The 13,875-nt window shown below is 39.0% G+C and carries 11 protein-coding genes; 2 read left to right on the top strand and 9 right to left on the bottom strand.

Annotated elements, in window-relative coordinates; translation table 11 throughout:
• Positions 1 to 1,098 carry a glycosyltransferase family 1 protein gene (locus Q7J67_01265; protein MDO9463918.1) on the top strand — a complete coding sequence of 366 codons (1,098 nt, stop codon included), beginning with the start codon at positions 1 to 3 and terminating at the stop codon, positions 1,096 to 1,098.
• A gap of 21 nt (positions 1,099 to 1,119) precedes the next feature.
• On the top strand, positions 1,120 to 1,299 hold the full coding sequence (locus Q7J67_01260) for a Trm112 family protein (GenBank protein MDO9463917.1): 180 nt from the start codon (positions 1,120 to 1,122) through the stop codon (positions 1,297 to 1,299).
• Here the strand turns inward: Q7J67_01260 and Q7J67_01255 are convergent, their stop codons facing one another.
• The 9 genes from Q7J67_01255 to ltrA form a co-directional block, all read right to left on the bottom strand.
• Positions 1,300 to 2,064, bottom strand: coding sequence for a glucose 1-dehydrogenase (locus tag Q7J67_01255; GenBank protein ID MDO9463916.1), 765 nt, complete (start codon positions 2,062 to 2,064; stop codon positions 1,300 to 1,302).
• Between the two features lie 12 nt (positions 2,065 to 2,076).
• Positions 2,077 to 3,645 (bottom strand): amidohydrolase family protein, encoded by a 1,569-nt coding sequence (locus Q7J67_01250; protein ID MDO9463915.1) that lies wholly within the window; start codon positions 3,643 to 3,645, stop codon positions 2,077 to 2,079.
• An 8-nt stretch (positions 3,646 to 3,653) separates the two neighbouring features.
• Positions 3,654 to 4,883 carry an ATP-binding protein gene (locus Q7J67_01245; protein MDO9463914.1) on the bottom strand — a complete coding sequence of 410 codons (1,230 nt, stop codon included), beginning with the start codon at positions 4,881 to 4,883 and terminating at the stop codon, positions 3,654 to 3,656.
• Positions 4,884 to 5,285: 402 nt separating this feature from the next.
• Positions 5,286 to 6,377: a Gfo/Idh/MocA family oxidoreductase gene (locus Q7J67_01240; GenBank protein MDO9463913.1), complete on the bottom strand. Its 1,092-nt coding sequence runs from the start codon at positions 6,375 to 6,377 to the stop codon at positions 5,286 to 5,288.
• Between the two features lie 48 nt (positions 6,378 to 6,425).
• Positions 6,426 to 9,665 carry a LamG-like jellyroll fold domain-containing protein gene (locus Q7J67_01235; protein MDO9463912.1) on the bottom strand — a complete coding sequence of 1,080 codons (3,240 nt, stop codon included), beginning with the start codon at positions 9,663 to 9,665 and terminating at the stop codon, positions 6,426 to 6,428.
• 76 nt (positions 9,666 to 9,741) lie between these two features.
• A complete protein-coding gene (locus Q7J67_01230) occupies positions 9,742 to 10,470 on the bottom strand; it encodes a LamG domain-containing protein (GenBank protein ID MDO9463911.1) in 729 nt (242 codons plus the stop codon).
• A 71-nt stretch (positions 10,471 to 10,541) separates the two neighbouring features.
• Complete coding sequence (locus Q7J67_01225) at positions 10,542 to 12,182, bottom strand: family 10 glycosylhydrolase (GenBank protein ID MDO9463910.1); 1,641 nt, start codon at positions 12,180 to 12,182, stop codon at positions 10,542 to 10,544.
• 62 nt (positions 12,183 to 12,244) lie between these two features.
• Positions 12,245 to 12,916: a prepilin-type N-terminal cleavage/methylation domain-containing protein gene (locus Q7J67_01220; GenBank protein ID MDO9463909.1), complete on the bottom strand. Its 672-nt coding sequence runs from the start codon at positions 12,914 to 12,916 to the stop codon at positions 12,245 to 12,247.
• A 10-nt stretch (positions 12,917 to 12,926) separates the two neighbouring features.
• The coding region (gene ltrA / locus Q7J67_01215; GenBank protein ID MDO9463908.1) for a group II intron reverse transcriptase/maturase at positions 12,927 to 13,875 on the bottom strand (949 nt) is incomplete at its 5' end.

The raw sequence follows: 13,875 nt of genomic DNA, 5'->3' as shown, positions 1-13,875 counted from the left end.
TTGCGTATTGCAATAGATGCCAGAATGATTTTGCATTCGGGTATTGGTACTTATACAAAAAATCTGCTTACAAATATCTTTGATATTGATAAGTCCAACGCCTATATTTTGTTAGGCAAAAAGGAAGCGCTTTCTAAATATACTCAAAAGCCTAATGTTTTCATAAAGGAGTTTTATTCGCCAATTTATAGTATAAGTGAACAAGTTATTGAGCCTTTAAAGCTCTGGAATGTAGAATTTCTGCATTGCCCGCATTACAATATCCCTGTTATATATGAGGGAGAAATGATAGTTACTGTTCATGATCTAATACATCTTATTTTCCCTCAGTTTCTCAAATCCAGACCTGCATATTTCTATGCCAGGTCATTGTTTAAGCTGATGGCAATAAGAGCAAAAAAGATAATAGCTGTATCTGAAAATACAAAAATTGATATAGTGAATTATTTAGGTGTGAAAGAAGATAAGGTTGTTGTAATTCATAATGGAGTCTCTGAAATCTTTAAGAGAGATGCGTCTCAAGAAGAATGTGAAAAGTTGAGAGACAAATTAAATCTACACGCAAAATACATACTTAATATAAGCAATATGAAGAAACATAAAAATATTGAAGCGCTTATTGAAGCATATTCAAAACTCAGAAAAAAAGGTATAGAGCAAAAACTTCTTTTGGTTGGAGGGAAAAAGGAGAGAATTGGAGAACTGAAAATTTATGCAGAACAGTTTAATGTGGATAAAGACATAGTTTTCCTCCAGAACATAGATTTTGAGGATTTACCATCTCTTTACCAGATATGTGATGTATTTGTTTTTCCCTCTCTTTATGAGGGGTTTGGTTTGCCGCTTGTAGAAGCGATGGCAAGCAGAGTGCCTGTTGTGACATCCAATGTATCCTCAATGCCTGAAGTTGTTGGTAATGCAGGCATAACTGTAGAGCCTAAGGATGCAGATTCTCTGGCTGAAGCAATAGAAAAAATTATTTCTGATAGCAAATTGAGAGAGGATATGATAAAGATGGGCATAAAGCAAATAGAGAAATTCAACTGGCAAGATACTGCAAAAAAAACATTAGAAGTCTACAAAAAAGAATTTGTTTAACAGATAAAAGGAGAAAATACTATGGCAATAGACAAGGAACTTCTGGATATCCTGGCGTGTCCAAAATGCAAAGGGGATATAAGGCTTGAAGGCGAGGATAAGCTTGTATGCGACGCCTGCAAGAAATACTATCCAATAAGAGAAGGTATCCCTGTTATGTTGATTGATGAAACAGTGGATTACGTGCCAAAAGAGAATTGATTAAAGGGAAGATGTTATTCCTCCATCAATTACGAAAACGGCTCCTACAACATAGGATGCTTCGTCTGATGCCAGGAATAACGCCATATTAGCAACCTCTTCCGGTTTTCCAAATCTTCTTGCTGGAATTTTAGATAAGTGCTTTTTTTCGTCCCAGTCTGGTTTTTTTCTGCTTTCATCGAGCATTGGAGTATCAATCCCACACGGAATAATGCAATTTACGCAAACTTTCTGCGGAGCGTATTCAGCAGCCATAGACCGTGTTAGAGAAATAATTGCTCCCTTAGTCGCAGTATAACTGTCAACGTTTTTAGATGCAATTATACCAGCGCTTGAAGAAACATTAATTACAGAACCTCCTCCGCTTTTTATTATTTTTGGAATGCCATACTTAGAGCAAAGAAATACGCTTTTCAAGTTAACATCCATAAATCTATCCCATGTTTCTTCTGAAACCTCAGTTACACAGTTATCAATTCCCCTGAGGAAGATTCCAGCATTGTTATAGAGAATGTGCAATGCTCCATATTTTTCAATAGTTACCTTGAACATATTTTTTACTTCTTTTGTTTTGGAAACATCAGCTTTGATAAAAATCGCATCATTTCCAGCTTTTGTAATAGAGACTACTGTGTCTTTCCCATTTTTCTCGTTGATATCAACTACAACAACTTTTGCCCCTTCTTTACTAAAGCGGAGAGCTACAGCTCTTCCCATTCCAGCACCAGCCCCAGTGATAACAGCAACTTTATCTTTTAATCGCATACCTTACTCCCTTTAATGTTTCAATTTTAATATTCCTGCCATATTAAGACCTAATATCTTTGCCTTATCCTCGTCACTTATCTTCGCATAGAGAATAATACCCAGCGAGTACTTGAAATCCAGATAACAGGCATCGGATTCAAACAAGATTTTATCTGCACCAATTTGTTTAACTGTATATTCTAATATTCCGTTATATGCAAACACAATATCAGATGTCCCAAGATAGACATTATCCCTTTTTTTGGCAATTTCGATACAAATATTCAGCCCCTCCAGATTATCTCCAGAATGACCGAGTAAAAATATTCCTTTTGGATACTTCCCGGATATGTGTTCAAATGCTTCAGGACTGCTTCCGAATTGACCTTCTCCAGTATGCGAAAGTATAGGGATTCCGTATTTTTCAGAAGCTTCCCAAACAGGTTTATATTTTTTATCAGAAAGCTTACACTGATGAATCCTCGGATGAATTTTTATTCCTTTTAATCCCAATGTTTCAATGCATCTCTTGATTTCATCCTCAGTATCATTGAAATTAGGGTTAATTACGGCAAACCCAATAAATCTCTCAGGATATTTTTTGCATATAGACCCGATATAATTATTTCCATCATAGTGAGTTGCACCATTAACCGCACTTGTGGAATTTATGCATAGTTTATTTACTCCTATAATATCCATAGTTTTAATTATTGAGCCTACATCAGTCCCCGATTTGTACTTATATGCAATATCACCCAGATGAAAATGAGAATCAATGATGGGGCAGGGAAGTTTCGGAAGCGGCTTATGTTTAATTAACGGGCAGGAAGATATTTTTAATAATTTTTTCAAATTACCGCTTGCTATCATTTGTTTTTCTTCATCAGTAATATTGGCATACTCAACCATAGCCTTTGTTGGACCGGATACCCAGTTAGCTGAAACATTAGAATGAGTGTCATATGGATCCTTCTGCCTTGTTCCAAATACAAGTCTGTGTGCTCCAAAACGCCTGCATATGTCCTCTACCAGATTGTTATCAGGATAGTATTCCAGAGAAGCGTATAAATTGTCGAATTTTTCAAGAAGAGGATAAAGTTCTCTTAATGGAGCTAATCCCACAATATTAAGCTCTTTATGCTTTTTGCAGATGTCATATAACTTATCCGTAGGACAGTGAACAATAGCAAGGATATTGTTCTTTTCCAGTTCTTTCAGCAGAGGACCTATTGACCATTCTTCCATACTGAAATTATGAAATATAGGGAATAATCTCACTGCTCTGACATTTTTGGAGATCATTTCTTTAATGAGTTTCTTCGGTTCAGGCATTTCTCCTGTGTGATGAGGGATAACAAACCAGCATGGAAACAATCTATTATGCCCTTTAATCTCCTCTATCAATTTTGCATTGCCGCTAGATGGATGATCATTGACTGCATCCCAGTGAGATACAAGAGTACAATCAATACCGAAATGATCCATTTCTTTTATAAGTTTCTCAGAACCGAGATAAGATTCGAATTTGCCTGTAGAACTTGAAAATACAGGCTGTCCCAAAATTCCGTTGGAATCAAAAAAGTTTAAGGGTTTCATTGTTTCTTTCAAATAAAACTATCCAGGCACTTTAGATAAGAATTTACAGTCAGAGCTGAAACACTTTCTGTTAAAGGCATATCCTCGTCCGTCAAGGAAACAATTTTGCCAGAGCTGACATTTAGCTTTGAAAATATCTTTTTAAACCTCTCAATAGGTGCCGCAATACCCATACTTGGAGTCTTGGTTAGCTTGATTTCAAATGGAAACAGCTGCATATCTTTCTCTATAATCAAATCCACCTCCATACCGTTATGAGTTCGCAAATAAAAAAGATTTGGTCTTATTCCTTTACCAGAGAAATATTTAACTGTTTCCTGAATAACAAAATTCTCAAATAATGCCCCTGCCAAAGGACCGTTGAACAAGTGTTCTTTAGTCTTTAGTCCTGTTAAATAACAAACTAATCCGACATCTAGAAAATAAACCTTTGGGTTCTTTGTAATCCTTTTCCCCAAATTTCGATAATAAGGTGATAAAATGTATATAATCTGACTCGCTTCCAGTACAGAAATCCATTTTTTGATCGTATTAACACTCACTCCTAAATCATTGGCAAAGTTATTCAAATTTAATATTTGAGCGCAACGGCCTGCCAATAAACGCAGAAACTGCTGAAATTCCCTCAAAAGACCAATATTATAAATTGTACGAATATCTCTTTCTAAATAAGTTTGAAGATAGCTGCCATACCATATATCAGAATCCATCTCCGAATGAATAGTAATCTCAGGAAACGAACCTCGAAGACAACAGTGTTCAAAATTACCTTGTGCATCAGATAATTCATTCTTCAAGAAAGATACACATTTTTTCTCTTCTATACTAAATGGTAGCAGGTCAAGCAAGGCGATTCTGCCTGCCAAAGTATCTCCTAAGTTCCTGATAAGACTGAACTTCTGCGAGCCTGTAATGATAAACCTTCCATACTTATGACGATCATTATCAATGAGTATTTTGATGTATGAAAGAATCTGAGGAACATGCTGAATTTCATCAAAGATTATTTTTTCTCCAGCGCTCTTTATAAGTGATTTGGGATCAGAAATTGCTCTTTCCCTTGTGATTGGATCATCAAAGGAAATAATAGTATAAGTTCCTCCAAAAATATTTTTAAGCAGAGTAGATTTACCAGATTGCCGTGGGCCGGTTAGTGCTACAGCAGGAAAATGTTCGACAACTTTTTTTAAAACGCTCTCAAGCTCTCTATGAACATATTTATTTTCATGTACTGTCATAATCTACTTGTATCATTAATGTTAGGCTATGTCAAGACAAATTTGCATTACCAACGCAAATTTGTCTTACTTTTGTAAAATTTTACTTCACAGAATCCATCATTGCGAATCCGATAAAATTTTCTCTGCAGATGGATGATCATTGACTGCATCTCAGTGAGATACAAGAGTACAATCAATTCCAAAATGATCCATTTCTTTTATAAGTTTCTCAGAACTGAGATAAGATTCGAATTTGCCCGTAGAACTTGAAAACACAGGCTGTCCCAAAATTCCATTGGAATCAAAGAAGTTTAAGGCTTTCATGCGAAATATTACTCTCTGTTTTCCGCATTATACCTAATTTCAACACAAAGTTCTAATTTTTTTAGTAGTGGGAGTGACTGATATGAATTCTTTTTTTTAAATCCAAAAAGTCTCAATTGACTGGACGGCTTTCTTTTTGATTGATTCATTTGCAGCTTGCGCCATTGCAGTTGCTCTTGCGCCATCTCTTTCATCAACAGGTGACGGTTTATCATTCAACAGGGCATCAGCATAAACATCGAGTTCAGCATAGTGTCCTTTATCCGGCTGAAATTTTCTCTTCCAATATAGATTATTTTTAGCAATAAATTCATATTTCCTATAAATATCTTCACTTGTCATATTAGGACTTTCGCAAACAATCTCAGGGATTTCGTCCCGCTTCATTGGATAATTAATTCGCCTATATTCTCCGTCTTTTGAAAAACGGATCTCCGAAAACCAATCAATTGCAAGAGTTGTGTATCCTGAAAAAACCTCCATGTATTCTTTTGGATAGTTCAGGGTTCCTCTGGTACTGTTTATGATAGTAGCAACAGAACCTTTAATGAATGTAATGGTGACATTTTGGTTTGATTTTAGATCTCCTGCAGCATATATCTCCCTTGGCTCTTCTTCAAGAAACCACGATAAAAGGTCAAATATGTGGCAAACTTCTGTAACCAGATGTCCTCCGAATTTATCCACGTCAAAGCCATAATAATCCATATCTTTATTTTCATCAGCCATGCGGTAATATACATTGGTTGCGGTTGATTTATTTTCCTGGAATATTTTTTTTGCATCAATCATTGCCTGAGAAAACCGTCTATTATAACCAACCATAAGTCTTATGTTTGATTTATCCACACAATCAATTATTTTTCTCGATTCTTCATTTGTTGTAGCCATTGGTTTCTCAACCATTACGTTTTTACCCACTTTAGCGCATTCCTCTATAAAAAAAGCGTGTTTATCGTGGCGTGAGCCAATAAAAACCATGTCGATTTCCGGGTCTTTTAAAATATCATGGTAATCAGTTGTTGTTTTTATTGGTTTATACTGTTTTTCTCTCTCTTTTAATAAATCTTTATTTAAATCGCATAAAGTGTGAATCCTGTATTTTGGATTAGCGAGTGTGTGAGGAAGATGCATTCTATCTGTAAAAGCCCCAACCCCTATAAACCCAGCATTGATTTTGTTTGTCATTCTTATGCTCCCGCTGATTTGTTGGTAATGTAAAAATTCACAGTATTTTTAGTTTCCATGCAGTTCAAAATTCCATATATCCTGATCTATCTTGCATCCGGCTGTAGTTTGAATCTCCCTGAAAAAATCACTCCAGGCGGGTTCAAAGACAGCCCGAGGAATAAAAGGATTTACCGCAAAGTATATTACCCTGCCTTTACCATACTTATTCTCAACTACCCCCGGTATCCCATTTTCCAAATAGCCTGTTACTTTTGCCTTAGAGCCAACTACTTCTATTTTATAAACTGGATAGCTCCGGTAAAAGTTACTACTGCTTGCATCGTTATCCATATAAACAGGTAACTTCTTTCCATTTACAATCATTTCCTTTGATTGTATTTTATTTCTCACCTTAACACCAAATATTCTCTCCCGGTAGTTGGCTAAACTTTCTCCATTGATATTCCAGTTGAATATTCCTGGGTCACCAGCTACTACAATACCGCCGTTCCTAACGTAATCTTCTATTTTCTTTGCTATCTCCTCGGTTAAATAATCTCCTCTGGGAATGTAAATCACTTTGTAATCAGAAAGCTTCTTTTGTCCTTTTTCTATCTGGAAATCGCTTATGAATGTGAACCACGAGCCAATCCTTTCCCCCAGAAGAGAATAGGCTGTATATACCTCGTCAGCATTTGTAAAGCGGCCATCAGCAAAAGAGGAATAATAAGGATAAAGAATAGCCGTATCAGAATCTTTAGGAATTCTTATTTTGTTCATTTTTGTGATAATACCAGCTAATCTCAACATCTCCTGATAGAGAGGCTTATTGCTGAGACAATCATCGTCTTCTAGGTAGTCAATTACTTTTGCGCCATTCTTTAGAGATTGAGAAACCCATTCCCTCAATCTATCCGGAGTAGCCTTAAATCCGTAATGAGTAAATGCTTGAATGATTGTCCAAACGTCTTTTCCATTTGATAAATCATACGTAAGCTTAGTGGCAAAACCATGATTGAACGTCCCTCTTCCTCTACCTCCTGCTTCAGCGGAAGCATAAGGGTCGTTCATCATAATATCGCTATATTCCGCTATTCCGATATGGTCAAAGGTGTCAATACCGTGGATAGTACCCAAGTTCCCGGCGCAAAACTTAATATTAGGAGTAATCCTTTTTGCTATTTGATAGAGTTCTTTATTCCGTTCTAGATACTTCTGAGCTGCCCATCTATTATAGGCAATATAACTAAAAACCTCTCCAGCCATAGGTCTTGCCCATCGGCTCTTTTTCCACTTTGGCATTTCATACTTACCAAATCCATAATTATTTTTTACTTCCTTATTCCACTTCTTTATCAAGTCAGGAGCAGTATTGATATCGCCTCGATATAGAGGGAAGGTAGGTTCATCCTCTCCTTCCCAGGCATAGAGATAAGGCAGGTCTTTGTATTTATAGGCATAGTCAGTCAGGCTTTTCTTTAGTAATTTTACATAGACCGGGTCGAGAATAGAACATGACTCATGGACATGATATGGCTCTCCTTGATTTTGTAAGACCGCTCCCTCTTTTAATGCTTTTTGCCGGAGACACCAGCCATCCTGACTAGCAAATTGAGCATTTACCATTGCGCCATATTTCTGGTGAAGTTCCAAGCGTGTTTTATGAGTATCACAAGGAGTTCTACCTCGGAGTGACCAGGGTAAACACGTTCCCATCATCCCAATCTTAGCTTCTTCCTCCATTCGCTCAAACCTCATCTTTATCCATTCATCCATGGTTAATTTATACTTCTTCATAGCGCTCTCACTACCCCAATGCTGCCAGTTATGAACTATATAACTACCCGGTTTATCAGTAAGCAATTCTTTATAGAGCGGCCGTTCTCTTTTTACTGTCAAGGTATCAAAAAACTGCTTCTTGGCTCTGGTTAGAATAGCTATATTATCTTCAAAATCTATTCTGGAGAAATGTTTGGGTTGATGAAAACCTCCTACTAATGAGGAGAATGTACTTAATTCACCTGACTGGGTCTCTTCTCTGGCAAGATTTAAGCGCCACTTATCACCTGGTTTAGGAATCCCTCCAAGCTCAGAAAAAGGTATGGCTATCTCTGCTGACCAGTAATCTTGCCCGCTATAAATGGCGCTTTTGAGACCTTTGCAGTTCCATGAAGAATCAAATTCATAGAAAGGATTATCCCAGTGTTCGACATTCCATGCTATCTTCTGGTCAAATAAAGCATTATTGGTGTTCAGGATAAACTGGTAGTAAACATAATCATCTTCTCCTTTTGGAGAGACAAAAAATTCTACGCAGTCATCCCTCGAGACAGGACCATCATGATCAGCTATATGTGCTTTTATTCCTGCCATTTGCGGCTCCTGACACCTGTATCCCACGTATATATTCTTATCATCGTAGGTCAGATATGCAGTCGTCTGTTTTTTGGCTAATTCGATACCAATATTATTTAAATAAAAATTGGTTAATGGTCTTTGGTTCTGCCAGCAGGTATCAGTAAGTTTGCCGTCTATAACCGGCTTGTCCGACGTCTTCCTGAGGGATATTCCCCTATATTTTTTCTTTTCTTCCTCAAAGAGAATTTTGATTTCCTCTTTAGTCATGGCTCTTTTGAGAATGAATGCCTCTCCAATCATTCCCTGATAATACGCCTTAGCCCATCTCCCCATAACCAGAGAGAGAGCCGTGTTCTCGCTGTGCAGGACACTCAGCTCTTCCGGATACTCTCTCTCCCCCTTTAACTCTCCGTCAATAAACAATTTTATCTTACCTTTTTCTACCGTTCCTATTACAAAATGCCATATATCATCAGCAAAGGTTTCATTCTCTTCTTTTAAAACATGCGCAATATTATAAACCTTATCATCCGTTGCCCGCATATTATTACTCAAGTATTTGGATTGGCGGGTGATGAAAAGACAATAGGCATACCCCCTGGATTTACCAATAAGAAACATCCCATCATTCGAGCTGGTAGTCTTAAACCATACACCCATGGTATAAGGAGGCTGAAGCCTTAAGGAGGGAGCGTCCTGAACTTCCACAGAGTCGTCCCTGCCATCAAAACTTAATGCCCACCCAGAACCTTCCTTCACCCATGTTGCTCCTTTAATAGTTCCATTGTTACCGTTTCCTGAGCTATCCTTTAAGGTTGTTCCTTCACCTTTATCTATCTTCCATATTCCTACAGCATCTTTATTAATATCCGTACCCCAGACAGGACTTACCAACAATAGACCAAATCCGCAGATAATACACGCTAACATCCTTATTCTCTTCATCATTTTTTTCTCCTGATTTTTAACACTATCTTATTTTGGTATTTTACGGCAGACTAAACGGAAGCTGTAAAATACGGAACTATCTTCCTTTTATAAAGATTCTCCTTACTTCTGTTGCTGTCAACGCCTTATTGTAAATCCTGACTTCGTCGATTGTGCCGTCAAAGTCCCATTGAGGATAACTTGCAGACATCCTTCCAATAATCACACTCGCATCTAAATCCCTCACAGCAACAAATGTTCCCTTGCTCGCATCTACGCCATTAATCTGAACGCCATCCTTATATAGTTTCATACTAGCCCCTGTTGTTCCACCGTCCCATGTTCCAACAAGATGATGCCACTTCCCATTAAATAAACCTGCGCTATGTGCAAGTCTGCCTATATATCCCCCCTCACTTTCATCATACAAATAGAAAGTACACTGATCTTTCGCCGGTCTTCCGTCTATATACCATTCTCTGTCTCCTCCACCATATTTGCCAACAAAGCCCTGATAGATAGCATTGCTTTCACTTTTCATCCATAACGCAATACTCAATGCTGTTAAAGCAGAGAGACTCGCATTATCAGGGACATCAACATAATCATTCGCACCCTTAAATTTTAATGCATTTACTGCCCATGTAGCTCCATAGATCGCTCCGTCATTTCCGTTATTTGTTGCATCTTTGACTATACCCCCTTTACCCTCATCAAACTTCCAGTAAGCTACTAAGCCCTCTTCTCCTGCCCAACCATAGTTAGCAAGTCCGAAGAACAAAGCTAAAACGAATACTACGCCTAATACCATCGTCTTCTTTAACATTTTCCTTCCTCCTATAATATTATAATATACCAGCCTTTTTTGCCTGGCTAAAAGCAGATTTTCCGCGTTGTTCAATTCCCTACCCAAAGAAGCAGGTCTTGAATAAGCACGTTACGCTCACTACCAGGCGTTAGTGATATCTCAAAACGATTGACACCTTTTAAAACTCTACTTGGATTACTCACGGGGAACTCTGCATAAGTTCCGTTCGATCCTCTTACCCCAGTCCCTAATTGTGTCCCATTCAGCTTTACCAAAACAGTCTTGCAATCCATTTGCGCTGGAATCTGAAGAAGCAGTTTTACTTTAGACATTATAACAGGCAAACGATTCTTTCCCCACAGTGTATCTATCCTTTCTCCAACGGTAAGCTCTATAGTAACAGGTCTGCTCGGGGTTAATTGCACCGGTTGTTCAATGGATACCAATTGTCTATTAAGAAATCGTTTTTTGCCGTTAGGAATCCATTCTTTTAAAATTTTAATCGCTTGGGCACCGGTGGTATAAATTTTATCTCTCTTCTGGGTAAGATACGGACACCCCAATTCCCGGTAAAGAGGATCGGTTGGTAGATGCTTAATAAAAAAGTTAAACAGGTAAATACCATCTGCCCCGGAGGCCCATATGTTCATGGCCTGGCCGCGCACCCCCAAAGATGAGTTGCGCATGTCAGTGCCTTTTCCCAGATATCGCGAGCCGACTATACCCGGATAGACCGGAACACCATACTTGTGTCCCAGTTTTACGCTCACTTCCAAAGGATTCGATTGCCAATAACCACTCGGTACTAAAATATCTATCAAATCTTCTTCCAGCCAACGAACCAGGTCTAGTCCGATGGTCTTACAACATTCAACTGAATCAGGAACACGCACCGCAATAAGCAAAGGACGACCTCTCTTGATAGCCTCTTTCTCGGTCATATCCCGAACCTGTCTCATCAGACTGGTCATTAAGTCACACTCTTGCTGTTCTACCGTTTGTCCCATGCTATGAGACTTGAAAAATATCGGATGCCGGAAAAAGTCCAATTCGATTCCATCAACATCGTAGTTCTGACACACTTCCTGTATAAACTTAAAAGCCAGATCTCTGATTTCTTTCAGTCCATAATTCGCGGCTGACCATGCTCCATACCTAAGTTTTTGACCTGGCCCGCTCGCAAGAAGATACTCAGTATGTTCTTTCAAAAAATTCAAAAGCATACCCTCGGTATATTCAGGACTAGCATTATGCGTATCATTCATCCTCATCGACCAGAAGATTTCTATTTCGTTCTTGTGGCAAAAATCCACCATGATCTTCAGCGGGTCGGTTCCTTGTTCAATAAGCTTTTTCGAAATGCTGTCCGTAAACAGAACTTCTGGACTGACTACCTGGCCTACCTTGGTGTTATGGGAGTACACCCCAAAACCACCCGAACAGGTGCTATAGAAAATCGTATCCACCTGCGAGCCCGCCAGTCCGGTTGTTCGAAGTCTCAGAAGTTCTTCCGGTGTCGCCACCTTACAGTACCATGATGCATCATCTCCGTCGTTGTTAAAAATAAGCCGGCGTTGACGATGGGCCGCCTCTTTCCTTCTTTGTTTCATTTCTGCCAGACCCTCCTCAGCATTAGCCAAAGAGAGGGAATATGGCAGGAATAACATCATTCCTAATAAAATCACAACTATACAATAGCCTAATTTCTTTCTCTTTTTTGCCAATTCCATCTTTATTCCTCCTTATTTTGGTATTTGTCTATACTTGTCTCATTATACCTAATTTACTCAGACTAGTAAGAACCAGTGATAGCAGGCGTAAGAGTTGCGAGCCCGCTCTCATCATGACCTTCTACATGTCCATCCACAAACCAGAGATTCGCTCTTCCGTTATGATGGCGAGCAACCCCGGGATTCGTACCATCAAGTGTAACACGATAATATTGCCTGATATCCTGCTGTCGGGAATCGACATAAAACCAGCTGGTGGTAGAAAAAGTGATATAGTCACCTGCCAATATACGTCTGTGTGTATCGATAGTTTCCACACCGTAAGTTTGCACACTCCACTCACCGCTGGTTGGTATGTCTATCGGCTTATAACTTGGGCACTGTAGATGGTTATTTCGCGTAGTGTATCCCCCATTCACCAAAACCTGAACCCACGTATTTGAACCATCATAGCGACACGGAGCATATCCATCCCAGTCATCAGCATAAAGCAGCGTAGCCAATCCTAACTGCTTTAAGTTACTGACACACTTAATTCCTCTTGCCATCCCTCTTGCCTTTTGTAGTGCCGGTAAAAGCATTGAGGCAAGCAGAGCGATTATCGCTATTACAACCAAAAGTTCTATTAAAGTAAAGGACGCCCTGTTTAGAAGCCATGCCTTCACCTCATAGACCAAACCGTGCGTGCGGTTTTCCCTCACACGGCTTTCCCCCTGAGTTTCTTTATGTAGCATTCGTTGAGTACTAAAGTAAGTTTGGAACATAACATACCCCCTTTTCATAAAAGTAAGCATTCGACCATTTCCGAGTGCCAGATATACCTTTTCGTTGTTTTCGTCGTCTCCAAAATATACGAAGTTGCGCACATACATAATCATTCAGACTAATTGCTGCTGCATATGCATTGCCTATACGAAAATAATTAGCCCATCCTCTTAGCTTCCTGTTGATTTCTGCTATAACTTCTTTTAGCTGTGTTCCCAATGGAAAGCCTTTGATGACTTCCTTTATCCTCTGCCTGATAGACTTCATCGTTTTCTTTCTTGGGTATTTTACCCGCACTTTTCTCTTCCACCTTGCTGAATACCCTTCCCGATAGGTAAATCCCAGAAAATCAAACCCTTCCCGCACATGACAAATCTTCGTCTTCTCTTGGTTCATTTCCAATCCCAACTTCTCTATTATCGCTGTTGCTCTCCGTAAAGCTTGTTTCGCTGCTTCCTGTGTTCTGCAAAGTATCACCATATCATCCGCATAACGCACCAGCTTTCCGTATTGCTCATTCCATTGTCTATCAAACTCATGCAGATAGATATTGCTGAGCAACGGGCTTAACACTCCGCCCTGCGGACTACCGCTTGTTACATACTTCACCTTACCTTCTTCCAATATTCCTGCTTTAAGCCACTTCCTAATAAGGTGCAATATCTTACGGTCTGTTACCCGCTTTCGCACGCATTCCATTAGCTGTCCATGCGGAATTGTATCAAAGTAGCTCTTCAGGTCTATATCCACTATCCACTTACGATAGTTGACCTGTTTATGCACTTCCTTTACTGCTTGATGTGCACTCCGCTTTGGTCGAAATCCGTAGGAACATTGGAGAAAATCTGCCTCATACAACGGTTCTATTATCAGCTTTACCGCCATTTGCACCACCCTATCCTTTACTGTTGGTATTCCCAGCGGTCTT

This window comes from bacterium (assembly GCA_030652805.1).
GTDB lineage: Bacteria > JAHJDO01 > JAHJDO01 > JAHJDO01 > JAHJDO01 > JAHJDO01.
Note: the sequence above shows the minus strand (reverse complement) of the source record. Positions and strands in the feature narration are given on the sequence as shown.